General features: G+C 62.0%; 20 protein-coding genes, 1 tRNA gene and 1 pseudogene. 10 read left to right on the top strand and 12 right to left on the bottom strand.

Annotated features, from left to right (window positions below):
- Together ACQ4V8_RS20800 and ACQ4V8_RS20795 are read left to right on the top strand one after the other, a co-directional pair.
- Window positions 1-163: pseudogene (locus ACQ4V8_RS20800) on the top strand (S-(hydroxymethyl)glutathione dehydrogenase); the annotation flags it as partial.
- 123 nt (window positions 164-286) lie between these two features.
- The gene (locus ACQ4V8_RS20795; RefSeq protein WP_436572115.1) at window positions 287-520 is read left to right on the top strand and encodes a hypothetical protein; all 234 of its coding nucleotides are present in this window, start codon (window positions 287-289) and stop codon (window positions 518-520) included.
- A 42-nt stretch (window positions 521-562) separates the two neighbouring features.
- Here the strand turns inward: ACQ4V8_RS20795 and ACQ4V8_RS20790 are convergent, their stop codons facing one another.
- Window positions 563-1,567: a GlxA family transcriptional regulator gene (locus ACQ4V8_RS20790; protein ID WP_436572114.1), complete on the bottom strand. Its 1,005-nt coding sequence runs from the start codon at window positions 1,565-1,567 to the stop codon at window positions 563-565.
- Window positions 1,568-1,912: 345 nt separating this feature from the next.
- On the opposite strand from ACQ4V8_RS20790, the gene ACQ4V8_RS20785 reads away from it, so the two are divergent.
- The 3 genes from ACQ4V8_RS20785 to ACQ4V8_RS20775 all read left to right on the top strand — a co-directional run bounded on the left by ACQ4V8_RS20785 (window position 1,913) and on the right by ACQ4V8_RS20775 (window position 6,073).
- The gene (locus ACQ4V8_RS20785) at window positions 1,913-4,711 is read left to right on the top strand and encodes a DUF6701 domain-containing protein (protein WP_010393362.1); all 2,799 of its coding nucleotides are present in this window, start codon (window positions 1,913-1,915) and stop codon (window positions 4,709-4,711) included.
- 94 nt (window positions 4,712-4,805) lie between these two features.
- A complete protein-coding gene (locus ACQ4V8_RS20780; RefSeq protein ID WP_010393363.1) occupies window positions 4,806-5,504 on the top strand; it encodes a dienelactone hydrolase family protein in 699 nt (232 codons plus the stop codon).
- A gap of 152 nt (window positions 5,505-5,656) precedes the next feature.
- A complete protein-coding gene (locus tag ACQ4V8_RS20775) occupies window positions 5,657-6,073 on the top strand; it encodes an SRPBCC family protein (RefSeq protein WP_029496051.1) in 417 nt (138 codons plus the stop codon).
- A gap of 248 nt (window positions 6,074-6,321) precedes the next feature.
- Here ACQ4V8_RS20775 and ACQ4V8_RS20770 read toward each other — a convergent pair whose 3' ends face one another.
- Window positions 6,322-7,938 (bottom strand): M28 family peptidase, encoded by a 1,617-nt coding sequence (locus ACQ4V8_RS20770; RefSeq protein WP_436572113.1) that lies wholly within the window; start codon window positions 7,936-7,938, stop codon window positions 6,322-6,324.
- 416 nt (window positions 7,939-8,354) lie between these two features.
- On the opposite strand from ACQ4V8_RS20770, the gene ACQ4V8_RS20765 reads away from it, so the two are divergent.
- Together ACQ4V8_RS20765 and ACQ4V8_RS20760 are read left to right on the top strand one after the other, a co-directional pair.
- Window positions 8,355-10,505: a DEAD/DEAH box helicase gene (locus tag ACQ4V8_RS20765; protein WP_010393366.1), complete on the top strand. Its 2,151-nt coding sequence runs from the start codon at window positions 8,355-8,357 to the stop codon at window positions 10,503-10,505.
- Window positions 10,506-11,092: 587 nt separating this feature from the next.
- On the top strand, window positions 11,093-12,754 hold the full coding sequence (locus ACQ4V8_RS20760) for a methyl-accepting chemotaxis protein (RefSeq protein ID WP_436572112.1): 1,662 nt from the start codon (window positions 11,093-11,095) through the stop codon (window positions 12,752-12,754).
- A 116-nt stretch (window positions 12,755-12,870) separates the two neighbouring features.
- Here ACQ4V8_RS20760 and ACQ4V8_RS20755 read toward each other — a convergent pair whose 3' ends face one another.
- The 5 genes from ACQ4V8_RS20755 to ACQ4V8_RS20735 are packed head-to-tail and all read right to left on the bottom strand — an operon-like array spanning window position 12,871 to window position 16,028.
- Window positions 12,871-13,179, bottom strand: coding sequence for an outer membrane protein assembly factor BamE domain-containing protein (locus tag ACQ4V8_RS20755; protein ID WP_436572111.1), 309 nt, complete (start codon window positions 13,177-13,179; stop codon window positions 12,871-12,873).
- Window positions 13,176-14,000 (bottom strand): hypothetical protein, encoded by an 825-nt coding sequence (locus ACQ4V8_RS20750; RefSeq protein ID WP_436572110.1) that lies wholly within the window; start codon window positions 13,998-14,000, stop codon window positions 13,176-13,178. Before ACQ4V8_RS20750 ends, ACQ4V8_RS20755 begins: the two co-directional genes overlap by 4 nt.
- Window positions 14,001-14,049: 49 nt before the next feature.
- Window positions 14,050-14,409, bottom strand: coding sequence for a nucleotide pyrophosphohydrolase (locus ACQ4V8_RS20745; RefSeq protein WP_010393372.1), 360 nt, complete (start codon window positions 14,407-14,409; stop codon window positions 14,050-14,052).
- A complete protein-coding gene (locus ACQ4V8_RS20740) occupies window positions 14,406-14,555 on the bottom strand; it encodes a hypothetical protein (RefSeq protein WP_208760701.1) in 150 nt (49 codons plus the stop codon). The genes ACQ4V8_RS20745 and ACQ4V8_RS20740 overlap by 4 nt, the downstream gene beginning before the upstream one ends.
- Window positions 14,556-14,591: 36 nt before the next feature.
- Complete coding sequence (locus ACQ4V8_RS20735; RefSeq protein WP_043460354.1) at window positions 14,592-16,028, bottom strand: cytochrome P450; 1,437 nt, start codon at window positions 16,026-16,028, stop codon at window positions 14,592-14,594.
- Window positions 16,029-16,199: 171 nt separating this feature from the next.
- Between ACQ4V8_RS20735 and ACQ4V8_RS20730 the strand changes: the two genes are divergently transcribed.
- Window positions 16,200-17,036 (top strand): helix-turn-helix domain-containing protein, encoded by an 837-nt coding sequence (locus ACQ4V8_RS20730; protein ID WP_010393378.1) that lies wholly within the window; start codon window positions 16,200-16,202, stop codon window positions 17,034-17,036.
- Between the two features lie 149 nt (window positions 17,037-17,185).
- On the opposite strand, the gene ilvB is transcribed toward ACQ4V8_RS20730, so the two are convergent.
- Window positions 17,186-18,961 (bottom strand): biosynthetic-type acetolactate synthase large subunit, encoded by a 1,776-nt coding sequence (gene ilvB / locus ACQ4V8_RS20725; protein ID WP_436572109.1) that lies wholly within the window; start codon window positions 18,959-18,961, stop codon window positions 17,186-17,188.
- A gap of 99 nt (window positions 18,962-19,060) precedes the next feature.
- Between ilvB and ACQ4V8_RS20720 the strand changes: the two genes are divergently transcribed.
- Window positions 19,061-19,522 carry an Lrp/AsnC family transcriptional regulator gene (locus ACQ4V8_RS20720; RefSeq protein ID WP_010393383.1) on the top strand — a complete coding sequence of 154 codons (462 nt, stop codon included), beginning with the start codon at window positions 19,061-19,063 and terminating at the stop codon, window positions 19,520-19,522.
- Between the two features lie 215 nt (window positions 19,523-19,737).
- On the opposite strand, the gene ACQ4V8_RS20715 is transcribed toward ACQ4V8_RS20720, so the two are convergent.
- The 4 genes from ACQ4V8_RS20715 to ACQ4V8_RS20700 form a co-directional block, all read right to left on the bottom strand.
- Window positions 19,738-20,532, bottom strand: coding sequence for an enoyl-CoA hydratase (locus ACQ4V8_RS20715; protein ID WP_070345844.1), 795 nt, complete (start codon window positions 20,530-20,532; stop codon window positions 19,738-19,740).
- Between the two features lie 42 nt (window positions 20,533-20,574).
- Window positions 20,575-21,204 carry a head GIN domain-containing protein gene (locus tag ACQ4V8_RS20710; protein WP_010393391.1) on the bottom strand — a complete coding sequence of 210 codons (630 nt, stop codon included), beginning with the start codon at window positions 21,202-21,204 and terminating at the stop codon, window positions 20,575-20,577.
- Window positions 21,205-21,451: 247 nt separating this feature from the next.
- Window positions 21,452-22,813, bottom strand: a complete 1,362-nt coding sequence (gene trhP, locus ACQ4V8_RS20705; protein WP_010393394.1) for a prephenate-dependent tRNA uridine(34) hydroxylase TrhP — start codon at window positions 22,811-22,813, stop codon at window positions 21,452-21,454.
- A gap of 269 nt (window positions 22,814-23,082) precedes the next feature.
- Window positions 23,083-23,158: transfer RNA gene (locus tag ACQ4V8_RS20700), tRNA-Phe, on the bottom strand.
- A gap of 118 nt (window positions 23,159-23,276) precedes the next feature.
- On the opposite strand from ACQ4V8_RS20700, the gene ACQ4V8_RS20695 reads away from it, so the two are divergent.
- Window positions 23,277-24,047, top strand: a complete 771-nt coding sequence (locus ACQ4V8_RS20695) for a hypothetical protein (protein WP_436572108.1) — start codon at window positions 23,277-23,279, stop codon at window positions 24,045-24,047.
- The last annotated feature ends 171 nt before the right edge of the window (window positions 24,048-24,218 follow it).

Below are 24,218 nucleotides of genomic sequence, written 5' to 3'. Positions count from 1 at the left end.
CGCGCGCGGGCGCACGGACGTGCCGAAGATCGTCGACTGGTATATGGAAGGCAAGCTCAATATTGACGACCTGATCACGCACAGGCTGAAGCTGGAAGACATCAACCAGGGCTTCGATCTGATGAAAAGCGGCGAGTCTATCCGCTCCGTGGTGCTGTATTAATATTGAACCCTAGCGTAATGTACTTATTGCGCAACACTTGACCGACGGCGCAGGGCGGCAGCCTGTACTTCGTCGCCTGCGCCTGCTAGTGTGAAGACATCCGCCTTGCTTTGGGAGTCGTTCATGTTTGCCACTGTCTACCTTGCCACGTTGCGCCGCATGCTGCCCGTCTTCCTCGCTGCGGCCCTGTCTTCCCTGCTGGCCTTATGGTGGAGCAATGCCGCCATTCTTGCCACGCCTGCCATCTGGCTGGCGCTGCTGGCCACCTATCTGTTGTGCGCGCTGATGTTTACGCCGCTGGCCTTGCAGCGCCAGCAGCTGGCCACGCGCCACGTGCGCAGCCGCAAGTTGCGCTGAGTTGCGCTGAGTTTCGCGGACCCTGGCGGCCCCTCGCCGCGCCTAGCGCGCCGTGCTGGAAAAGCGTTCGCGGTAGTCGCGCGGCGTGATGGCGAGTTTCTTTTGAAACAGACGGCGCAGCCTTTCCTCGCTATGCAAGCCGGCCTGCACGGCGACTTGTTTCAATGACGACACATTGTCTTCCAGCAAGCGGCGGGCCACTTCAAAGCGCGCCGTTTCGATGAATTCCGTGGGGCTGCTGCCCGTTTCGCGCTGGAACACGCGCGTAAAATTGCGCTCGCTCATGGACAGCCTGGCCGCCAGTAGCGGTATGCCAAGCTCTTCGCCCAGGTGTTCCATGATCCAGCCCTGTAGCTGGCGGATGCTCGGATGCGTCGTCATCTGACTCGACAGATGCACGGAAAACTGCGACTGGCCGCCGGGCCGCTTCAGGTACACCACCAGATCGCGCGCCACCTCCAGCGCGATATCGCGGCTGAAATCGTCTTCCACCAGGGCCAGGGCCAGATCAATGCCGGCCGTCACCCCGGCCGATGTCCAGAATTTCCCTTCGCGTACGAAAATAGCATCGGCGTTGACCTGTATTAATGGATAGCGTTGGCGCAAGCTGTCCACGGCGCTCCAGTGCGTGGCCGCACTCTTGCCGTCGAGCACGCCCGCCTCGGCCAGGAAGAAGCAGCCCGTACACAGGGCCGCCAGGGTATCGATGCGCGGTGCCGCCTCTGCCACCCAGGCGGCGAGGGCGGGGATGTCTTGCAAGACTTGCTCGACATGGTGGCAGCCGACGATGACGGCCAGGTCGGGCAAGCGGTTCACATCGAGCGCCTTGCTGGCGTGCAGCGACATCAGGGTGTCCGACTCGACAGGACCGATGGCGGTCGACACAATGCGCACGTCATAACCGCCGGGCAGATTGCGCAGGCGCAAATGGGTGTTGGCGTAATCAAATACTTTCATGGCACCGATGGCTTCCAGCGCCTTGAAGCCTTGATAGACGATGATGTCGACGCTGCGCAGGGGGAATTTGGGGGAGCTTTGCTTGAGCATGCAATGAATGAGATAAATGAAACAGTGCCATAATGCAACAATGGCGATGGCCTAGGTTAGCATGAAATTGGCTACCAACCGATTGCCCTCTCATTCATCAGATTGCTTCAAGCCGTGCGCATATACATTTTCATTGCCGCTTTACTATGTTCGCTGGGGACTGGCCTAGCCCGCGCCGGAACGCTCAGTTTTAACGGCGCTGCTGTCACGGACTGCAGCAATAGCGGCGTCGAATATACCTGCCCCTCTTTGGCGATGCAATGGAATGACGATGTTGTCATTGATAGCGGCTACCGTGTGACTGTCAACAGCCCTGTAACAATTACATTTAATCAGGGCTTGACGATGACAGGCACGGCTAGCCTGACGGCCAAGGGAGATATCAATGTCAGCGACAACCCGCCATCGAAGTTAAAAATAAGTGGCGCGACCATTGTTGCCAATGGCGGCACTTTTATCGCAGGCGGGCAAAATGGACAAAACATCGTTGCCAATATCAAAGCCGCGTCGATCAAGCTGGGTGGCAGTCCGATCAGCGTGACAGGCAATCTCATGGCAACGGGTGCGGTGACTATCGCTGCCAGTTCGACCGTGAATGGCGCTATCGAGGGCGGCTCCGTGACCGTCGAGGCTGATGCCAAGGTCACAAACGGTATTAGCTCGACAGGGCCAATAAATCTCGCATCGAGAGTGCGTGTCACGGGGGCTATTACCGGTACCACCATCGTTACCGCTTCCGCCGTCGTTATTGATGGCAGCATCACGGCCAGCACCTCGCTCTTGATTGAGTCTGCAAGCAAGGTTACGGGCAACCTGACTGCCCCTGCCATCGAACTGAAGTCGACGGACCTGCTGGTGACGGGCGATGTCAAGGCATCCCGGACGCTGGTCATTGAGAACAAAGCGACCGTCAAGGGCGATGTGGAAGGTGGAAGCGTGACCCTTGGGGATTCCGACGCGACCATCACCGGCAAGGCCTTGGTCGATCACATTACCCTGGGATATCGCGGCCGGGTGCAGCAGACCATTACCTGCAAGGCATACACGCCATCGTACCCCTGCAGCTGCGTGACGAACAACAGTGGCTGGCCCTACACCGATCCCATGGGGCCAAAATGCGGCCCGGGTACCGCGGCCGGTCCGCACCATTTCCAGATCGACCACCCGGGCACGGCCCTGACATGCGCGCCGCAGACCGTGACGCTGACGGCGTGCGCGGATGCCGCCTGCAGCGCCCGGTACACGGGCGGCGCGAGTGTTACCGTCAGCCCTGGCGGCACGGCGACGCAGATAGGCAGCAGCGGCGTGGCAACGGCCAGCGCGCGCCAGTACACCGCCGGCACGACTACCTTGAGCCTGAGCAGCGTACCGGGCAGCACGGGCGCGCTGGTGTGCAAGCGCAGCTCGGACAATAGCAATAGCTGCAACATGACGTTCGCGGCGACGGGCTTGACGGTCACTCCCGTGCATCATGTTTCTGGCAGGCAGCAGGCGTTCGGCATCAGCGCCGTGCAGGCTGCCCCCAACGCGCAAGCTTGCGTGCCACTGTTTCAAAATACCAGCAAGGACTTGAACCTTGTTTGCAGCTACGGCAATCCTGCCAGCGGCACCTTGCCCGTCTTCGTGCAGGGTAGCGGGGCTTTCGTGCCACTGGCCCAGAACGCTGGTAGCGCCTGCAGCACGACGGGCGCGAACGTCAAGCTGGCGTTCAACGACAAGGGTGTCGCCACGGCCATCATGGTGTATGCGGACGTGGGCAAGCTGGATTTGAAGGCCACTTATACGGGGTCGGCCACTACCGGCGATGCCGGCTTGAACATGACGGGCCTGGGCAGTGTCATCGTCGTGCCAGCCGCGTTTAGCGCCGTTGCCATCGCCAGCCCCCAGCGCGCGGGCGCACCGGTGACGGTCAGCATGAGCGCACTCAGTAGTACAGGCGCCGTGACGCCGAACTTCGGCAATGAAACGCCGGCACAGACGGTGCTGCCTGCGCTGGCCAGCCTGCTCAAGCCGACGACGAGCGAGATTGCCGCGCCAGCCAAGCCGGCCGTGCAGGGCGCCGTGGTCTTCAAGAATGGTCGCGTTGCCAGCAGCGACATGTATTGGCCGGAAGTGGGAACGATCACCATTGCTTTTAACTTGGCCAATCCCAATGGCTATCTGGATGCCAACCTTGTCGTGCAGGACTTGCCCAAGCCCTCAAACGTGAGCGAGGCGGTGCAATTCATCGCGCACCATTTCATCACGCAGCTGATCAAGAGCAAGGATGCTGACCAGCCCAAGGCGAGCAACGGCATTGCCACGCCATGTGCCGCGCCGCTCATCTGCGCCGACGATGGGGAAAAAGGCCGCTACGCGTATTCGGGGCAAGCCATAGGCGTGCGCGTGACGGCGCGTGCCCTGGGGGGAGAAACGACGCTCAATTATGATGAGCGCAATCCGAGCGTCCTGGCACCCGTGTTGCTCGAAGGCCTGGACGCGGCCACGGGCAAGATTTCCTTTCCGCCGATGACGTCCGATGGCCGCAGCCGGCTCACCGATGGCAGCAAGGCGCAAACGACCATCACCGGCGTGGCACCCGTGCAATTTACCTTTGGCGTTGCCTCGCCCATGCTCGCCTATCATTTTCCGGGCAAGGCCGGCGCGCCGGTGGCGCCCACCGACGTGCTGCTGCGCGCCAGCAGCACGTATCCGGGCGGCGCCGTCGTCAGTTCAAGTTCGGCATCGATACAGAACGAAGCACGGATGACTGTGCTGTCGGGGCAATGGCGGGTAGCCCACGGCTATGGCTCCGAGTTGCTGCCCATCAAACTGTCCGTGCAAGTGCAGTACTGGAATGGGACGAAATGGACGACGAATCTGCTCGACAGCATCAGTGCATTCAACAAGTCGGACGTGCTGCTGGCTAATTGCAAGAAAACACTGGACTGCAGCGAGTTGGCCGCTGATGACCAGACCTATACCGTCGTGCAAGGCGCATTGCCACAAGCGAGCCGCCTTACCTTGCTGGCGCCCGGCGCAGGCAAGGCCGGTAGGGTCGACGTTGCCGTGGGCAAGCATGCCTACCTGGGCAGCACGGTCGGCAGCGTCGTCTTTGGTATCCTCAAGTCGGGTCCCGTGATTTACTTGCGCGAGCTGTATTGAGCCTGAATAAAGGGGGCCGACGCAGGCAGCGCGAAAAACCAGTACCATGCTTGGCGGTGGCATTTCCCCACCCCAACCTCAGACTGGAGTTTTTATGAGCACAACATCGCAGTGGATCGATATCGCCGGCCCGGACGGCAGCTTCCAGGCCTATCTGGCCGTGCCGCATGTGGGCAAGGGCCCCGGCATCATCCTGTTGCAGGAAATTTTCGGCGTCAATGCGCATATCCGCGCCGTGGCCGACCAGTACGCGGCCGATGGCTACGTGGTGCTGGTGCCGGACTTGTTCTGGCGCGCCGGCGCGCACATCGAGTTGGGTTATGACGGGGACGGCTGGACGCGCGCCGTGGAACTGCTGCAGGCTACCGACAATGCCCACGCCGATGCCGATATCGCCGCCAGCGTCGCCGCCCTGCGCGCGCGCCCGGAATTGAGTGGCAAACTCGCTTCGGTCGGCTACTGCTTCGGTGGCCGCTTGTCGTTTCAAGCCGCTGCTGCAGGCCTGGTCGACGCCGCCATCGCCTATTACGGTGGCGGCATCCAGGATAAGCTGGATCTGGCCGACCAGATCAAGGTGCCGCTGCTCATGCATTTCGGCGGCCAGGACAGCCACATTCCGTCGCAAGCCGTGCAAAGCATCGCCGAGCGCTTCGACGACCGGCAAGACGTGGAAATCCATATTTATCCGGACGCCGAGCATGGTTTTAACTGCACCCACCGCGACAGTTACCAGCAGCGTGCCGCAGCCCTGGCACACGGTAATTCCTTGATTTTCTTGGCGGAAAATCTGTAAGGTATCCCCGCTAGCCAGGCCAGCCGCTATTGTCCAGGCCCTTACGCGACCAGCAGCAAAGCCGCATGGGCGCTAAAATAGAGGCTGTGCCGGGCAACTCCGGCCGGCCGGGCGCGATGCCCGGCAAACCTGGATGAGGAACCGAATTAAAGATGGCCCAAGTAATTGTTTCAGTAACATTGGCGGCTAGTGCCGAACGCGTGTGGGATTTTATCGGCGGCTTCCAGTCGCTGGCTGAATGGTCGAGTGCCATCAAGACTAGCCTGTCCGAACATGGCGGCCGCGTGCGCCGCCTGAAAACCACGGACGGCGCCATCATCGCCGAACGCCTGCAAAGCTACAGCGAAGCGGACAAGAGCTACAGCTACACCATCGTCTCCGGCCCGATCCCCGTCAAGAATTACCGTTCCACCCTGCGCGTCACGGGCGAACCAGGTGGCGCTTCCTGCTGCGCGGAATGGTCGAGCGAGTTCGACGCGGCCGAAGGCGTGGAAGAGGTCATGGTGGGCGCGTTCCAACATCTGTACGAAACAGCGTTCATCGACCTGAAACGCATCATGGCGATTTAAATGCAAACACCGGCCAAGGCCTAATGCCGTTCAGTTAAGGATTTTGGCGTGATTGATGAGCGCCAGTAAATTCGCTAACCCCAGAGGCAAAGAGCTGGGGTCGGTCACTTCGTGATCGGAATGTGCTCCATTGAAGCACATTCCCCCTCAGGGTCCGACCCCTGTCCTGGTTCTTGGGCTAAAAATAGCATCACTAACACACTAACTGAACGGCATTACCGGCCAAGGCCGGTGTTTTTCATGGGTGCTTAGCGTTTTACCTTGCCAAACGCCTCGCCCTTGTTCCAAGTAGGCAAATTCTTGTCGTTCGCCACCTCATAGCCGAGGTTCAGGGTGAACTGCGCCTGCTGCAGCATGCCCGACAAGTCCCACGACGGGTGGTATTCATCCGTGACCTGATGGTAATCGTTTTTGAAGGCCACCAGGCGCTCGCTTGAGGCTTTGGGGTGCTTGACGAAGTCGAACGAGCCGTCGCCGGAAAACACGGCCGAGCCGACGTTGAAGGCCGGCACGCCCGCCTTGGCAAAGGCAAAATGATCGGCCCGGTAAAACGCGCCGGACAGGTCGGGAATGGTGGGTGCCAGGCGCAGGCCCATGCGTTTGGCGACCTTGGCGGCGCTCGCGTAGAGGCTGCTGCGCTCGGCGCCGGCGACGCCGATGTCGTGTGTCTTGCCGACAAAGTTCATGCTGTCGAGGTTCAGGTCGGCAGCGGTTTTTGCCAGCGGCCACAGCGGTGCGCGCGTATAGGCCGTGCTGCCCAGCATGCCCGTTTCCTCGCCGGCCGGCCACAGGAAGATCTGCGTGCGGCGCGCCGGTTGTTTTACGGCCACCTGCGCCATGGCCAGCAGGGCCGCTGCGCCCGAGGCGTTGTCGATGGCGCCGTTGTAGATATGGTCGCTCTGGCCAGCGCGCTGCTTGCCTTCGTCATCCTTGCCCAGGTGGTCCCAATGGGCCGAGTAAATCACGGCTTCATCCTTCAGTTTCGGGTCCGTGCCCGGCACGATGCCGGCCACGTTAAATTGCTCGATGCTGCGGATCTGGCTATCGAGTTGCACCTTGACCGTGGCATCCAGGGCCACGGGGCGGAACTGGCGCGTTTCGGCCTGCGCGCGCAAGGCGTCCAGGTCTTGTCCTGCTTGCTGGAACAGCGTGCGCGCCATGTCTTCCTGCAGCCAGCCTTCCATGGCGTTACCCGCGCCAGCGAGGCTGAAGCGCTCGTGGCCGAAACCGTTGGCCGGCACCGACCACGGATACGAGGCCGATGCGGTCGTGTGTATCAGCAAGACGCCGGCGGCGCCCTGACGCAGCGCTTCCTCGTATTTGTAGACCCAGCGGCCGTAATACGTGAGGGACTTGCCGGCAAAGCGCTGCGGTTCGGCGACGGTCGGCTGCGGATCATTGACCAGCATGATCAGCAGCTTGCCCTTCAGGTCGACGCCCTTGAAATCGTCCCAGTTTTCTTCGGCGGCGCCGATGCCGTAGCCGACAAACACGATGGGCGCGTCGAACGCCACTTTCTGCTGGCCGTTGGAAGCGCCAAAGACGATGTCTTTGCCGAAGGCTGGAGCGAGCGTCTTGCCGCCCACGCTGAAGGTGACCGTGCTCGATGGCAAGGCCTTGCTGCCGACGATGGTCAGCGCCTGGCGGTATGTGCCATCCTTCAAGGGCTGCAAGCCAGCCACGGCCGCCTGGGTTTCCAGGTAGCGCACGGCCAGGTCGCCGCCGCGCTGGCCGGTGCCGCGTCCTTCGAGCAAATCGTCGGCCAGGAAGGACAGATGGGCGCGCAGGGGCGCTTCGGCAACGAGCGCTTGGGCGAGAGCAGCCGTGCTGAACAGGCTGGCGGCGAGGACAAAGGGAAATCGCATGACAACTCCAAAAGTGAATACGGGAAAGCAAAGCAGCGGCAATCTTACTCTATCGTCATGCTCCAGCGTAGTGCGCCGCACGACTGGGCGAGGCCGCACAAGGCGCGCCGGAATAGGGACTTGCTGGCGTTCTTGCGCTGCTGAAACGGGGCGGGCGGCGCCGTGCCTGCGCCTTAGCCGTTGCGCTTGCCGTGCAGAAGCGGTGCAGGTGGCATATTGTTGTGTATCGTTTAATGTTGGCTAAATCGCGCGCCAATTGCGTGCGGATCACCGATTTTTCTACCTTTGTTGAGTAGATATGGCGCAAAAAAACGGCGTTCTGCGGCATGCAGCCACCCGGTAAGGTCCAGTAAAGAGTAAACTAGCAGATACACTCTTTCGCATTGGGCGATTCGAGCGAACTTGTGAGTGATTTCATGTCTGATACACCAATTTCCTTATTTTCCGACCTTAACCTGAGCGAGCCGCTGATTCGCGCGCTCAAGGATGTCGGTTACGAAACACCGTCGCCTATCCAGGCGGCCACGATTCCACTATTGCTGGCTAACCGCGACGTGCTGGGTCAGGCGCAAACAGGCACGGGTAAGACCGCCGCCTTCGCCTTGCCCATCCTGTCGCGCATTGATCTGAAACAAAGCTCACCGCAAGCCCTGGTCCTGGCACCGACGCGCGAACTGGCGATCCAGGTCGCCGAAGCGTTCCAGGTCTACGCTGCCCATATCCCTGGCTTCCACGTGCTGCCGATCTACGGCGGCCAAAGCTATGGCCCGCAGCTGTCGGCCTTGCGCCGCGGCGTGCACGTCATCGTCGGCACGCCTGGCCGCGTCATCGATCACCTGGACAAGGGTTCGCTCGACCTGTCCAAGCTCAAAACGCTGGTACTCGACGAAGCCGATGAAATGCTGCGCATGGGCTTTATCGACGACGTTGAACGCATTTTGCAAGAAACACCGGAAGGCCATCAGACGGCCCTGTTCTCGGCCACCATGCCTTCCGTTATCAAGCGCATCGCCACTACCTACCTGATCAATCCAGCCGAAGTGACGGTCGCCGCCAAGACGGGCACGGCCGACAACATCCGCCAGCGCTACTGGCTGGTGTCGGGCATGCACAAGCTCGACGCGCTGACACGCATCCTGGAAGCGGAAGCGTTTGACGGCATGATCATCTTTGCCCGCACCAAGCTGGGTACGGAAGAGCTGGCCGGCAAGTTGCAAGCGCGCGGCTTCTCGGCTGCCGCCATCAATGGCGACATCCAGCAAGCGCAGCGCGAGCGCACGATCCAGCAGTTGAAAGACGGCAAGATCGACATCCTCGTGGCAACCGACGTGGCCGCCCGCGGCCTGGACGTCGAGCGCATCAGCCACGTCGTCAACTACGACGTGCCGCACGATCCGGAAAGCTATACCCACCGTATTGGCCGCACGGGCCGCGCCGGTCGCAGCGGCGAAGCGATTCTGTTCATCACCCCGCGTGAAAAGAACTTGCTGAAAGCCATCGAACGTTCGACCCGCCAGCCGATCAGCATGCTGGAACTGCCAACCATCCAGGCTGTCAACGACGTGCGTATCGCCAAGTTCAAGGAACAGATCAGCGAAACCCTGGCCCTGGGCGAACTGGAACAGTTCCAGTCGCTGATCGAAGATTTCGAACGCGAACAGAATATTCCCGCCATCGAAATCGCTGCTGCCCTGGCGAAGATGGCGCGTGGCAACGTGCCTTTGTTGCTGGACAAGAACAAGGCGCGCGAGCAAGCCACGTGGCAAGACGACCGTCCTGCGCGCCAAGACCGCTTCGAACGCAATGACCGTCCAGAACGCGGCGAGCGCTTCGAGCGCAGCGAGCGTGGCGAACGTCCGGCCTTCGCGAAAAAGGAACGCATCTCGCGTCCAGCCGACGCCGGCATGCAAACCTTCCGCATTGAGGTAGGTCATCAGCATGGCGTGAAACCGGGCAATATCGTGGGCGCTATCGCCAACGAAGCGGGTATCGATTCGAAAAACATCGGCCGCATCGAAATCTATGACGATTACAGCGTCTTGGACTTGCCAGACAGCATGCCGAAAGAATTGCTGGACCAGCTGAAAACCGTGTGGGTGGCGGGCCAGCAGTTGCGCATCAGCCGCGACGGCGACGCGCCGGACCTGGCGCCAGCAGCCGCGCCGCGCAAGCCGTTCGCATCCAAGACCGCAGCCGCGTTCAAGGATGCGCCAGCGGACGCGGGCGATGCAGCAGCACCGCGCGCGCCGAAGAAGGAACGTCCACGCCCAGGCGTGACGGCCTACCGCATCGAAGTGGGCCGTGAGCACGCCGTGACGCCAAGCAATATCGTCGGCGCCATCGCCAACGAAGCGAACCTGGAAGCCAAGCATATCGGCCGTATCGATATCTTTGACAACTACAGCGTGCTGGACCTGCCGGAAGGCATGCCACCGGAAATTCTCGACCATCTGAAATCGGTCGTGGTCTCGGGCCAGAAACTGCGCATCAGCCTCGACGACGGTACGACCGAGCGCAAGCCTGCGCCACCGCGCCCGAAGTCGCCACCGCGCAAAACGTATAAGTAATACCTGAGCAAGCCTGCTGCGCGTCGCACTTTGCGGCCGGCGATGCTCATGGGCACTGCACCTCCGTACAGAGTACGGCGGTGCTTCCCGGCTAAAAATCACTGCCGCTCGCTACGGTTTTGCCTGGCGTAGTGACTGGCAGGGTAGCGATTGACTTCACCGGCGCTACGGCGCCCGTGTTGCGAATTAGAGACATATTGCTCACTGGCGCGTTCGCGCCAGTTTTTTATTTCCCCCCATATATATTCATTATTGCAGCGTCATGCTTGCCGGCAAGGCTTCGGCACGTGCCGCGAATTATCGCAATGCCGCAGCGCCTTTTTTATCTGAGCAAACACCATGTTTATTGCCTACCGCACAGATACATAATTTTTTATTAATCATTTTGCGTGCGTACAATTTAAATTTTGAATTTAAATAAAATCAATTAAGTTGATTAAAAGTAAATTTTAAAACACAAATAAATTGATTTTTATTAAATTGTTTGACCTGTGTGAGAGTCGCCGTGGCGATATCTCGCCGCTGCTTGATGTGATATATTGTTTTTATGTTTTTGTTATGCTAGCCGAAAAAATAAAGGAGCGACGATGCGGGTTAATATGCCTATCACGCAAAATGAATACGTATTAAATGAAGGCATGACGATTGTTTCCACCACGGATTTACAGGGAAATATCAATTACGCCAATCAGTATTTTATTGAAGTCAGCGGTTTTTCAGAAATGGAACTGCTGGGTGCTCCACAGAACATACTGCGCCATCCCGATATGCCGGCCGAAGCGTTTGCCGACCTGTGGGATACCGTCAAGACGGGCACGCCATGGACCGGCATGGTCAAGAACCGCTGCAGGAATGGCGATTTCTATTGGGTCTTCGCCAACGTTACGCCCGTCATTGAAAACGGCCGTCCGATCGGCTACATGTCGGTGCGGACCAAGCCCACGCGTGAGCAAGTCAATGAGGCGGCAGCCCTGTACAAGAGTTTTAAAGATGGCAATGCCGCCAGGCTGGCGATGCGCAATGGCCGCGTCGTGCGCCAGGGCTGGGTCGCCAAGCTGGCCGAGTGGCGCAAGCTGAGCCTGTCGCAAGACCTGGCCGTGCATTTCCTCATCTTTGGCGTGGTGCTGGCCATCCTCGGCGGCGCCGTGTGGAATATCGATGGCGACACGAGCACGGCCACGCGCAGCTGGCTCAGCGTCGCGGCCGTCGCGGCCGTCGCGTTGCTGCTGTATTTCTGGGCGCATTTGCACAATTCGCTGGTCGCGCCCATGGGCGACGCCATCATGGTAGCGCGCAAGATGGCCGGTGGCGACTTGACGGGCGTGATCGACAAGGTGCGTGATGATGATATGGGGCAATTGATGGCGGCCTTGCGCCAGACCAACATCAACTTGCATAGCATCATCGGTGACGTGCGCGCCAACTTCGAGGATATCCGTGTCACCACGGCGGAAATTGCCACGGGAAACATGGACTTGTCGAGCCGCACGGAATCGCAGGCGTCCAGCCTGGAGCAGACGGCGGCCAGTATGGAAGAATTGACTTCCACCGTGCAAAACAGTGCCGACCACGTTGCCACGGCCCACGACCTGGCGCTGAAGGCATCCACCGTCGCGGCCAAGGGCGGCACCATCGTCAGCGACGTGGTCACCACGATGAATGAAATCAGTACTTCGTCGCGCAAGATTCTCGATATCATCGGCCTCATCGACGGCATCGCTTTCCAGACGAATATTCTTGCCTTGAACGCGGCCGTGGAAGCGGCCCGCGCGGGCGAGCATGGCCGCGGCTTTGCCGTCGTCGCTGGTGAAGTACGCAACCTGGCGCAGCGTTCGGCTACTGCGGCAAAAGAAGTGAAAGACCTGATCGACCATTCGATCGCCACCGTGAATGCGGGCAGCGTGCTGACCAGCAATGCGGGCGCCACTATGACGGAAGTGATTGCCTCGGTGGCCCGCGTGACGGAAGTGATGGACGAGATTTCCTCCACCACGCGCGAGCAGAACCAAGGCATCGGGCAAGTCAACCAGGCCGTCATCCACATGGATGGCATCACGCAGCAGAATGCGGCGCTGGTGGAGCAAGCGGCTGCGGCAGCTACCAGCCTGGCGCAGCGCACGGACAGCGTGGCCCAGTCGATCAGCATTTTTAAACTGAAGGCGTCGCCCAGGCGCAAGCCTGCCGGCGTGGGCCGCAGCCCTGGCGCGGGCAAGGGCATGGCACCACGTGCCTTGCTCAAGGCACGCTAGTCAAGCTGCAAAACGTCGGGGTCAGTCACTGCGTGATCAGAATGCTCCCCATTGGGGCGCACTCCTCCGTCGGGTCTGCCCCCCATTTACCTGCCGTCAGCTAGGCGCTACAGCCACTACTTTTTCAGCCGGTACACTTCCCCGCTGCGCACCTTCCGTACCACCCCATCTGCACCAAACAAAATCACAAACTCGCCGTGCGCGCCTGCGGCGGTCGGATAGTTGTAGCTCCACACTTCATTGCCGCTGTCGAAACGGATGGCCGTGCTGTCTCCCAGCGCCGCGCGCACTTGCTCGCGCGTGCTGCTGCCCGGCTGCACCGTTTGCTCCAGCGTAGCGTAAGGCACGGTCTTGCTTGCCTGCAAGGCGCGTGTGCCGGAACAGGCGGCCAGCAGCGCCAGCGCGAAGACAGCAAGCCACTTCATGGTGCTACCTCGTCCATGTAAGTAAATTCCAGCACGGTATCGTCGGGCCAGCTGTTATCCCACAGGGGGGCGTAATACGTGTGCTCAAGCAAGACTTGGCAATCGCAATAGGGCAGCGATGCGGGAGTTTGCTCGCCACCCGCGTATAGCATGGTGAACGGTAGCGACACCCTGCGTTCGCCATGCACGAGGGTCACGCCAAACAGGGGGCGCTGCGTGAAAAACAAATAATTGCCATCGGCCTCGGAACACACTTTGTCCGTGCTGTAGAGCATGCTGGAGAGCCAGGCGATGATTTGCGGGTCGTTCGAGATCAGGCCCGAATCCATGCCGACGCGGCATTCCAGGCGCAAGTCGCCCAGACGCCGTGTGCCGGGCGGCAAGCCGGGCGTGATGACTTGCGCGCGCCAGCTCATGCTCGTGGCCTTGCGGTTGGCGATCAGCACGGCGTCCTCGCGCGCAGCTTGCGCATTGCGCACGGGGGCAAAGCTGTTGTCCTCTGCCAAGGGTAAAGCGATACTGATGCTGTCGCCGGCGATGCGCAGCTGCACACCTGTCATGTCCACGCCAGGCTGGCGCGGCAGCAAGCGAAAGCGCAGCAGCGCCTGTGGCGCCAGCGCATGGTCACGCTCGAAGCGGTCTAGGCCCTGCAGCAGCTTGCGGTAGGATTTGTCGACGGGGTCGCGCGTGGCACCCACTGTGACTTGCTGCACCTGCACCTGCACCGGCATCGGCACCGGCGTGGTGTGCGCCAGCGCAACAAGGCTGTACAGTGGACCGGCGAGCAAGCCGGCGAGCCGCAGTGAGAGATGGATACGCATGGCGTGATGCTACGCTTTTTTGCGCGGCAGCCACGCACGGGTGGGGCTATCAGTAGTCGCTATATTTGCGCGCATCGCCGCGCACTTGCTGCGCCGGGTATTTCTGCGCATTGAGCGCCATCTTTTCCAGCACGGCCGCATGCAGGTCGACGCCGCTCTTGTCGGCCAGGCGCACCAGATACATCAGCACGTCGGCCAGTTCGTGACGGATGCCCAAGCGCTTCGCTTCGTCCAGCTCGGCGTGCGCGCCCGTGGGTAGCCACTGGTAGTGTTCCATCAGTTCTGCCACTTCCACGGACAGGGCCATGGCCAGATTCTTGGGCGTGTGGAACTGGTCCCAGTCGCGCTCCTCGGCAAAGGCGCGCAGGCGCGCGCGGATGTCCGTCAAGCTGTCGGCGGGCGCATTCATGGCGCCACCTGCAGCGGTTTTTCCATGCGGACACTGAAGCGAGCGTCGCGATGGTCGCCGCAGGGGCCGCGCTGTTGATCGGCATCGAGCTCGGCGAGCAGGGTTTGTACATCGGCTTGCTGCGGCGATTCCAGGCAGATTGTCATGGTTAAATTCAAGGTGATGAGCGGTCTTGCATGGTATCACTGCGGCCGCGCCAGGCGCAGCGTCAGGCCGATGGGCGACATCACAAAACCCATCAGTTCCTGCGCCTCGCCGCCATCGGGCGTGTCGACGCTGGCGATGTCGAAGCTGCCCAGCAGCATGGCCATGGCGATCTTAATTTCCAGCAAGGCCAGGTAGCGCCCCGGACACGTGCGCACGCCGGCGCCGAAAGGCATGGCGGCGCGCTTGTCGATGGCTTTGCCGGCCAGCCAGCGTTCGGGCTGGAACGCTTGCGCGTCGGGAAAGTGCGTATCGGAAACGCTGTCATGGCGCATTACGCACCACAGCATGCTGCCGGCGGGCACGGCCACGTCGCCCACTACCGTGTCGCGCAGCGCTTCGAGCGGAATGTAGGGCGCCACCGGTTTCAAGCGCATGGCTTCGCTGGCGCAGGCGCCCAGATAGTCGAGGCTATCCATCTGCTCGATGCTGAAACCGCTCACGTCGGGCGCCAGGCGGCGCACCTCTTCGCGCGCCTTCGCCAGGCAGTGCGGATGGCGTTGCAGCAAGTAAATCATCCAGGAGATCGTGTTGGCTGTCGTATCTTCGCCGGCCAGCAGCATGGTCAGCACATTGCCGGCCACGGCGCGGTCGTCCACGCCGCTGTCGGCTTCGTCGGCGGCGGCGATCATCGCTTCGAGCAGGTTGGGTGGGCGCACGCGCCGCGCCGGGTCTTGCTCCAGGCGGGCGCGCGCTTGCCGTACCAGGTCGGCCACGGCCACGTCCAGCGCCGCCACGTCGCGGTCCAGGCGGCGGTCGACGGGCAGTTTGAAATAGCGCCAGTAGGGCAGTATCGACAGGCTGCGCCGCGCTACGGCGGGCAGGATCGCGTCCAGATGGCGCTGGATCACGTCCTCGCCCGATTCGAGCGTGTTGACTGCCGTGCCGAAGGCCAGGCCGGCGATGATATCGACCGTATAGCGTTTCAGGTCGCCGTCGAGGTTGATCGCCTGGTTTTGCGTGGCGGCCAGATGCCAGCGCCGCTGCAAGCGCTGCGCCACCGTCACCAGCGCGGGGAAATAGGCCTTGATGGCGCCCGGAGCCATGCCGGCCATGACCATGCGGCGCTGGTTGCGCCACTGCGTGCCCTCGGCCAGGAACAGACCGGGATTGCCGCCCATTTCCTCAGAGACGATATAGGTCGACAGCGGACGCCGGAAGCCGTCGGGCCGGTCGCGCAGCACGGCTGCCACCGCCTCGCTGTCGGCCACCACCAGCACCAGCGTGCGGCCGAACCAGGCGCGCAGGTAGGGGCCATAGCGCTGCACCCAGCCTTCCACGTCGCGGTGGATGCGCGGCAGTCGCACTTGCAGCGCGTTGCCGATGATGGGCAGGGCGAAAGGCCCCGGCAGGCGGCGGATCTGGCGCAAGCGCGTGGTCACGGCGGGCGCGGCGATGTGGTCGAGTGGCGGCATGACTGGCTCCTGTTTCAGTGGCAACGATGGCATGACTGTAGCGCGCTTGCGCGCCCGCGTCTTGAACGAATACGACATCGCGCGCAGCCAGAATTTCCCGGTACAATCGTCGCCATGCCTGCCGCTCCTACGCCCCCTACGCCCGCTAAGCCCCCTAGGCCCGCTAAGCCTATGACCCGTTTGATCGCGCCGCGCACTGCGCTCGCTTCCTGCGTGCGCGCCTTCCTCGTGCGCGACACCACGCGCTGCGCGCCGTTGCCGCCGGCGCAGCGCCTGAACCGCTTTCCGGCCACGCCCATGTGCTGCCTGCTGTGGACCGTCGAGGGCGAGGTCGAGGCGGCCGCGCCCGGCCCCGACCTGCAGCATGTGCGCATGCCGCCCGCCCTGTTCAGCGGCCCGCGCGGCTATCCGCTGGTCAGCTACAATCCCGGCCCCGTGCACTCATTCATGGTGATGCTGTATCCGGCCGCCCTGCACGCGCTGACCGGTATCGACATGGCAGTCCTGTTCGACCAGGTACGCCCGCTCGCCCCCCTGTTCGATGCCGACTGGCTGGCACTGTCCGATGCCGTGCTGGCTGCACCCGACGACGCTGCGCGCATCGCGCTGGTGGAGCAGTTCCTGGCGCCGCGCTGGGAGGTGGCGCGCAAAAGCGGCGACCATCCGGCTGGCGCCATACAGGACTGGGTGCGCCGCCTGGGCGTGCAGGCGGCATCGACGGGTCTTGCCAGCAGCGTGCGCCATATCGAGCGCCGCATCAAGTCCTGGGCCGGCCAGCCCATGCGCACCCTGCGCCGCATGCGCCGCGCGGAACAGTCGTTTCTCGATGCGCGCGAGGCCATGTTGCAAGGCAATGCCTCATGGAGCGATATTGCCGCCGCCGGTGGTTACGCCGACCAGGCCCACCTGTGCCGCGAGGTGCGCGCCATTACGGGCTTGAGCCCCACCGAACTGGCGCGCGCCAGCCGTGATGACGAGAGTTACTGGGTCTACCGGGTGTGGACGTAGTCAATACCTGAGCAAACCTCGCGCGTCGGTATAGACGGAGGCGGCCTGCGATACTCACCGTACTGAAGTACGCTTGCGCTCCTTCGCCACCGCTCCTTTGCACTCGCCACGGTTTTGTCAGGCATCGGGACGCCACGGGATGACAGGTTTTACGCAGCGGGTTCCTGGAATACCACGCCTTTCGCCAATGTGACTTCATTGTGCCCCGCGCCGGGGGCCATCATGGGGAAGCAGTTTTCTGCGCCGTGCACGCGCACGTCGAGGAAGTAGGGCCCGTCCGCTGCCAGGCAGGCGGCCAGCGCCGTGTCGAGCTCGTCGCGCCGGCTCACCGTATGCGCCTGCCAGCCGAAGGCCCGCGCCAGGGCGACGAAATCGGGCAGCGCCTGTGTATAGCTGTGGCTGTAGCGCTCGCCGTGGTGCAGTTCTTGCCACTGGCGCACCATGCCCATGGCGCCATTGTTCGACAACACCACTTTCACGGGCAGGCGGTGCTGCGTGGCGGTGGCCAGTTCCTGGATATTCATCAAAATCGAGGCGTCGCCGCTGACGCACACCACGCGCTTGCCCGGATGGGCGATCTGCGCGCCGATGGCGGCCGGCAGGCCGTAACCCATGGTGCCGGCGCCACCCGAGGTCAGCCAGCGGCGCGGCTGCTCGAAGCGCAAATGCTGTGCGGCCCACATCTGGTGCTGGCCCACGTCGGTCGACACGATGGCGTCCTGTCCGGCCAGCGCCGCCTGCAGCCGCTGCATCAGCGCCTGCGGCGCGATGACCTGCGGCGTATCGTTGAAGCCCAGGCTATCGTGCGCGCGCCAGCCATCGATGCGCTGCCACCACGGCTGGCGGTCCGCCAGCGAGCGCCTGCGCAGTTGCGCCTGCAGCGTCGTCAGCAATGCGGCCAGCACGGGCGCGCAGTCGCCGCGCAAGCTGACGTCGGCGCGCACCACCTTGCCGATCGACGTTGGGTCGATATCGACGTGGATGATTTTTGCGCCGGGACAGAAGGCGTCCAGGCGGCCCGTGACCCGGTCATCGAAGCGGGCGCCGACGCAGACGATCAGGTCCGCATGGTGCATGGCCAGGTTCGCTTCCAGCGTGCCGTGCATGCCCAGCATGCCCAGGAAGGCTGGGTGCGAGGCGGGAAACGCACCCAGGCCCAGCAAGGTCAAGGTACAGGGCGCCGCTGCCAGCGTGACCAGTTGGCCGAACGCGGCGCAGGCATCGGGGCCGGAATTGATGAGGCCGCCGCCGCCATAGAACACGGGCTGGCGCGCGCTGGCGATCAGGCTGGCGGCCTGTTCGAGGGCGGCGCTGGCGGGCAGGGGCGCGGCCGCTGCGGTGGCGGTGAGGGGCGGCAGCGGTGTGTGCGCCGTGACTTGCGCCAGTTGCATATCCTTGGGGAAATCGATCAGCACGGGACCGGGCCGCCCTTGCGTGGCTTGTGCGTAGGCCTCGTGCACGACGGCTGCCGTTTCATCGGCCGTGCGGATTTGCCGGTTCCATTTGGTGACGGGGCGCGAGATGCCCAGCGCATCGCATTCCTGGAAAGCGTTGCTGCCGATGCTGGTGGTGGCCACCTGGCCGCTGATGCAGATGACGGGAATCGAATCGCACAGGGCGTCGAGCAAACCCGTGGTGGTGTTGCTCATGCCGGGACCGGAGGTGACGAAGACGACGCCAGGCCTGCCCGTGCTGCGCGCATACCCTTCGGCCGCGTGCACGGCGGCCTGTTCGTGGCGCACCAGCACATGGCGCAAGCGGGGCTGCGCGTGCAGCGCGTCGTACAGGGGTAGCACGGCGCCGCCCGGGTAGCCGAAGACGGTGTCGATGCCCAGCGCCAGCAAGGTGTCGATGAGGGTGCTGGCGCCGTTGCGCGGTGCAAGATCGTGGGTGGCGGCAAGGAGGGGCGCGGTATCAGTTTTCATGGCCTTATTTTCTGCCTGATACGGCAGAAAAGGCTGCTGGTTTTCTCGTGTAGAATAAAAAATTGAGCAAAATTTGCTGTGAAATTAAGGTATGACAGAATGAAACTGGACAAATTCGACCTCGCCATCCTGACGGCCCTGCAACAGGATGCCCGCATCAGCCTGCACGAGTTGAGCACCAAGGTGGGCCTGACCTCGTCGCCGTGCTGGGCGCGCATCAAGCGCATGGAAGACGATGGCGTCATCGAGGGTTATACGGTGAACGTCAACGCGGCCAAGGTGGGGCTGGCCGATACCGTCATCGTGCAAGTGACCCTGGACGACCATTCCGACCAGGCCCTGTTTGAATTCGGCCACGCGCTGGCCATGATCCCGGAAGTGCTGGAAGCGTTTCTTGTCTCGGGCGACTACGATTACTATCTGCGCATCGCAGTCAGCGACACGCGCGACTACGAACGCCTGCTGCGCGAGCGCCTGTACAAAATTCCCGGCATCCGCCATAGCAAATCGAGCTTTGTGTTGCGCCAGCTTAAACAGAGCTATCTGCCGCTGCAGCGCTAAACGCGCGCACGGCGGGAATTTTGCCCTGGCTCAGCGCGGGTGGCTGTCCGATACCGGGCGTAATAAAAACCGCAATAAAAACCACAAATCGGGCTGCGCATGACACTGACTGTAGCGCCCGCCCCAGCCATGGCTTGTTTCCCTCTACCTTGCCAGGAAGGCCTGGGCGTTTTGAGGCGTGCAGCAGCAGAGAAAGCAAGCGCGTGCGCTTACATTCAGGCTGTCCAGCGGGGCGGCCGTTTTTCAAGGAAGGCGCTGATGCCTTCGTCGGCATCGTCTTCCATCATGTTGCGCGCCATCACGTCGCCCGCATACGCATACGCGTCGTCCAGCGGCAGCTGGCGCTGCCGGTAGAACATGGCTTTGCCATAGCGGATGGCGGTCGGGCTTTTTGCCATGATGTGCTGCGCCAGGCGCGCCACAGCCGCGTCGAGCGCCGTGTCGGCCACCGTTTCATTGACCAAGCCCCAGTCGGCGGCCGTGTCGGCATCGATGAAGCGGCCCGTCACCAGCATGTCGAAGGCCCGCTTGGGCGAGACATTGCGCGACAGGGCGACCGATGGCGTGGCGCAGAACAGGCCCACATTGATGCCGGACACGGCAAAGCGGGCCGAGGCGCCCGCCACGGCCAGGTCGCAGCTGGCCACCAACTGGCAGCCGGCCGCCGTGGCGATGCCGTGCACGCGGGCAATCACGGGCACGGGCAAGGCTTGGATCGCTTGCATCACGCGCGAGCATTGCGCGAACAGGGTTTGATAATAGTCAAGCTGGCGCGTGGCCTGCATCTGGCGCAAATCGTGGCCCGCGCAAAAAGCCTTGCCTTCGGCCGCCAGCACCACGCAGCGTACGTGCGCTTGCTGCGCGATGCGATCGAACGCCTCTTGCAGCGCCGTCAGCATGGCTGCCGACAGGGCGTTCAATTGCAGCGGGCGGTTCAAGCGCAAGGTGACCAGGCCACCTTCATCCTCGCGCAGCACCAGCGCTGCGTCGGTATCGTGTAAAACGCTCATGCGCTCTCCAGTGGCTTGATGGCCTTGTTATTTGAGGAAGTCTTATTTGGCGGCGTTGACGCTGCCGATGCCGGAGATCGACTTGTGCACGATCTTCGGCTTGCCATAATAGGTCAGCTCGCCCATGCCGCGCACCACGGCGTTCAGTTCCCCCGAGGAATATACCCTGACGTAGCCGATGCCTTCAAAATTCACATCGACGTTTTTCGCCAGCAAGGCTTTCGTATCGACTTCGCCCACGCCTTGCGCCTTCAGGCGCAGCCAGTCGACCTGGCCATCGGCGGCCAGGCGGCCTGCCCCTTTGTAGCTGATGTCGACTCGTGGACCATTGAGCCGGGTCAAGATTTTTTCGCCCGCGCCCTCCGCGATCAGCTTGCGCAAGGTGGGCATGCTGATGATGACCCGCGAGTCGCCCTCCGTCTTCTTGATATCTTTATCCTTCATGGAAATTTTCAGCTCGCCATCGACCACTTCCGTGATCACGCCGCTGAGAAATTTCTGGTCGCCGCGCAGCAGCAGGCTTTGCTCCTTGCCCGCTTCGACTTCGATGCTGATGGGGCCGCGGATGTCGATGGCATTGAAGGCATCAACCGTGCGCGTTTGCTCGTCGGCATGCGCGAGAGGGGCGAGGCAAGCGAGGGACAGGACGGACAACAGGAACAGAGGGCGCATGGCGGTTTCCTTGAGTAGTTGATCCGTGTATTCTAGGGCGCAAGTGCTGCGGGAGGTAAAACTTTGCGATGAACGGCACTCATTGCGGTGCGAATGACACGCTCAGACACGCACAAATCCGCGGCCTTCGACCTGACGCCACCGCCGGCAGAGCAGGTGCGAGCGCCCCTGCCCATCGACATAGCCGAGCGCAGCGTCGGCGCACAGCATCGATAGGCAATGCGTTCAATTGCGCAAGCGCGCGAGCTTACAAATAGCGCGCCAGCAAGGCTTTGTCCAGAGCACCGTCGAGTTCGATGCGCACGAAGTGGCCGCTGCCGGGCGCAACTTGGATCTCGTGGCCGTCGTCGCTGAGCATGCGTGTTATGGTGAAATCGCGGTTGCCGCCCGGATGCAGGGCTTCGATGCGATCGCCCACGGCGAAGCGGTTTTTCACCTCCACCCTGGCCCAGCCGTCCGTCACGCCCAGCACGTCGCCCACGTACTGGCTGCGGTCTGCTTCCGATGCGCCACGCATATAGTTCTGATGCGTTTGCGTGTGGTGGCGCTGGTAAAAACCGTCCGTGTAGCCACGATTGGCCAGGCCTTGCAGCTGGCCCAGCAGGCTGATATCGAAAGGCCGGCCAGCCACGGCGTCATCGATGGCCTGGCGGTAGACTTGCGCCGTGCGCGCCGCGTAGTACAGCGACTTGGTGCGGCCCTCGACCTTCAGCGAGTTGACGCCGATCTTGACCAGGCGTTCGATATGTTCGACGGCGCGCAAGTCCTTCGAATTCATGATGTAGGTGCCGTGCTCGTCTTCGAGTATCGGCATCAGCTGGCCCGGACGCTGGGCTTCTTCAATGAAATAGGGCTGGTCGGCCAGCGGGTGGCGCGGCTGCTGGTGCAGGGCAGAAAAGGCATTATTGTCGGCCTCGGCCAGCGCCTGGTGAAATTCCAGCGGCACCACTTGCATGCCGCCCAAGTCGCCGCTGGCGTCTTCCGCCGCATTTTTCACCTTGTAATCCCAGCGGCAGGAATTCGTGCACGTGCCCTGGTTAGGGTCGCGGTGGTTGAAGTAGCCGGACAGCAAACAGCGGCCCGAATAGGCGATGCACAGGGCGCCATGGACGAACACTTCCAGTTCCATTTCCGGGCAGCGCTGGCGGATTTCTTCGATCTCGTCGAGCGACAGTTCGCGCGACAAAATCACGCGCGTCAGGCCCATGCGGTGCCAGAATTTCACGTCGGCCCAGTTGACGGCATTCGCCTGCACCGACAAGTGGACCGGGACGTCCGGCCATTTGTCGCGCACCATCATGATCAAGCCCGGGTCGGCCATGATCAGGGCGTCGGGGCGCATGGCGATCACCGGCTCCATGTCGCGCAAATAGGTTTTCAGCTTGGCATTGTGGGCGAAGATATTGCTGGCGACAAAGAATTGCTTGCCGCGTGCATGCGCGCCATCGATTCCCTCCTGCAAGGCTTGCAAGGTCGAAAAATCGTTATTGCGCACGCGCAAACTGTAGCGTGGCTGACCCGCGTAGACGGCGTCGGCGCCATAGTCGAAGGCGGCATGCATCTTGGCCAGCGAGCCGGCAGGCAGGAGTAATTCGGGAGCGTGGCGCATGGAGGATGGGCAAAACCGGCAATTTTATGCCGACAGGCGCGGCAGCGCCTTGCCCTGTATCAAGGAATCCCGGATTCCTGGCCAGTGCCAGGCAACGCCAGAACTGGCGCGCGTGGCTTGGGCCTGGGCCGAACGATTTTGTCGCCTCACTTGGGGTGCCTTCCCGGCCTCGGCCCCGGTCCCGTAGATAGGCCGGGCGCGAGGATTTCTTGCGCTGAAAACAAAAACGCCAAGCTGCATGGCTTGGCGTTTTGTTTTGACACTGTTCTTGGTGGCCCGGGGCGGAATCGAACCACCGACACAAGGATTTTCAATCCTCTGCTCTACCGACTGAGCTACCAGGCCAAGGCGGAAATTATAGCAGAAAGACTTTCCACCTGACCAGAGGAAGCTGTGTTTAAATGCAACAGATGGCCAAAACATAGTGTTTTGGCATCCTTGTGTGACCTGAAGGGATGTGGCGATGCAACGACGTAGCGGAGTGCAAGGCTTGGCGGTGGCGGGGCTGTTCGGTTTGTTGTGCGGTACGGCACAGGCCGATGGGCTGGCCGATTTGCATGCGGCGCTGGCGCGCTTGCAGGGGCAGGTGCCGATCAAGGCGCAGATCGAATCGAAAACCTGGCGCCGCGAGGGCGAGGGCAAGGCGGCGGAAGAAGATAGCGGCCAGGTGACGGTGGCGATCGAGGGCGGGTCGGCGGGCTTGCAGGTGCTCTACGGCAAGGATTTACTGGCGAAAGTGGAAGCGGAGCAGCGCGCCAAGGTGAAGGACCCAAAAACCAAGACGCCGCTCGGCTTTGCGCTGGGGGAACTGAAGGCGACGGAATTGCGCTCCATGGTGTCGGCGGCGGGCGCCCTCTCGCGCGAGATCGACGAGGCCGTGTTCAGCGGCGAAAAGGTCGATAGTTACAAGGGCAAGCCGGCGCGCTTGCTGAGTTTCACCCTGTCGCTGGACAAAGTGCCAGAGAAAGACCGCAAGTATGTGAAGAAGTTTGACGGCGGCATCGACGTATGGATCGCGGCCGATGGCACGCCACTGGCCAGCGAGTTCCACGTCGACCTGAGCGGGCGCGCCTTTGTCGTCGTCAGCTTTACGCAAAAATCGGACGAAACGCGCCAGTATGGCGTTAATGGCGACCGCTTATTGTTGCTGCGCAAGGAAAGCAAGAATGCCACCTCAGGCGCGGGCGAGAAGGTGGAAAGCAAAATCATCAAGACCTTGCAGCTGCAATCCTGACGCCTTGCCAAGCCCCCCCCAAAAAAGCCGCTGATCCAGCGGTAATGCCGTTCAGTTAAGGGTTTTGGCGTGATTGATGAGCGCCAGTAAATTCGCTAACCCCAGAGGCAAAGAGCTGGGGTCGGTCACTTCGTGATCGGAATGTGCTCCATTGAAGCATATTCCCCCGCC

The organism is Janthinobacterium paucivorans, from assembly GCF_051380805.1.
Taxonomy (GTDB): Bacteria; Pseudomonadota; Gammaproteobacteria; order Burkholderiales; family Burkholderiaceae_D; genus Janthinobacterium; species Janthinobacterium lividum_D.
This window is presented reverse-complemented; position numbering and strand designations above follow the sequence as displayed.

Coding starts and splice junctions, on each gene's coding strand:
- ACQ4V8_RS20795 (WP_436572115.1), top strand. CDS start 287: ATGTTTGCCACTGTCTACCTTGCCACGTTGCGCCGCATGCTGCCCGTC.
- ACQ4V8_RS20790 (WP_436572114.1), bottom strand. CDS start 1,567: ATGCTCAAGCAAAGCTCCCCCAAATTCCCCCTGCGCAGCGTCGACATC.
- ACQ4V8_RS20785 (WP_010393362.1), top strand. CDS start 1,913: ATGACAGGCACGGCTAGCCTGACGGCCAAGGGAGATATCAATGTCAGC.
- ACQ4V8_RS20780 (WP_010393363.1), top strand. CDS start 4,806: ATGAGCACAACATCGCAGTGGATCGATATCGCCGGCCCGGACGGCAGC.
- ACQ4V8_RS20775 (WP_029496051.1), top strand. CDS start 5,657: ATGGCCCAAGTAATTGTTTCAGTAACATTGGCGGCTAGTGCCGAACGC.
- ACQ4V8_RS20770 (WP_436572113.1), bottom strand. CDS start 7,938: ATGCGATTTCCCTTTGTCCTCGCCGCCAGCCTGTTCAGCACGGCTGCT.
- ACQ4V8_RS20765 (WP_010393366.1), top strand. CDS start 8,355: ATGTCTGATACACCAATTTCCTTATTTTCCGACCTTAACCTGAGCGAG.
- ACQ4V8_RS20760 (WP_436572112.1), top strand. CDS start 11,093: ATGCGGGTTAATATGCCTATCACGCAAAATGAATACGTATTAAATGAA.
- ACQ4V8_RS20755 (WP_436572111.1), bottom strand. CDS start 13,179: ATGAAGTGGCTTGCTGTCTTCGCGCTGGCGCTGCTGGCCGCCTGTTCC.
- ACQ4V8_RS20750 (WP_436572110.1), bottom strand. CDS start 14,000: ATGCGTATCCATCTCTCACTGCGGCTCGCCGGCTTGCTCGCCGGTCCA.
- ACQ4V8_RS20745 (WP_010393372.1), bottom strand. CDS start 14,409: ATGAATGCGCCCGCCGACAGCTTGACGGACATCCGCGCGCGCCTGCGC.
- ACQ4V8_RS20740 (WP_208760701.1), bottom strand. CDS start 14,555: ATGACAATCTGCCTGGAATCGCCGCAGCAAGCCGATGTACAAACCCTG.
- ACQ4V8_RS20735 (WP_043460354.1), bottom strand. CDS start 16,028: ATGCCGCCACTCGACCACATCGCCGCGCCCGCCGTGACCACGCGCTTG.
- ACQ4V8_RS20730 (WP_010393378.1), top strand. CDS start 16,200: ATGACCCGTTTGATCGCGCCGCGCACTGCGCTCGCTTCCTGCGTGCGC.
- ilvB (WP_436572109.1), bottom strand. CDS start 18,961: ATGAAAACTGATACCGCGCCCCTCCTTGCCGCCACCCACGATCTTGCA.
- ACQ4V8_RS20720 (WP_010393383.1), top strand. CDS start 19,061: ATGAAACTGGACAAATTCGACCTCGCCATCCTGACGGCCCTGCAACAG.
- ACQ4V8_RS20715 (WP_070345844.1), bottom strand. CDS start 20,532: ATGAGCGTTTTACACGATACCGACGCAGCGCTGGTGCTGCGCGAGGAT.
- ACQ4V8_RS20710 (WP_010393391.1), bottom strand. CDS start 21,204: ATGCGCCCTCTGTTCCTGTTGTCCGTCCTGTCCCTCGCTTGCCTCGCC.
- trhP (WP_010393394.1), bottom strand. CDS start 22,813: ATGCGCCACGCTCCCGAATTACTCCTGCCTGCCGGCTCGCTGGCCAAG.
- ACQ4V8_RS20695 (WP_436572108.1), top strand. CDS start 23,277: ATGCAACGACGTAGCGGAGTGCAAGGCTTGGCGGTGGCGGGGCTGTTC.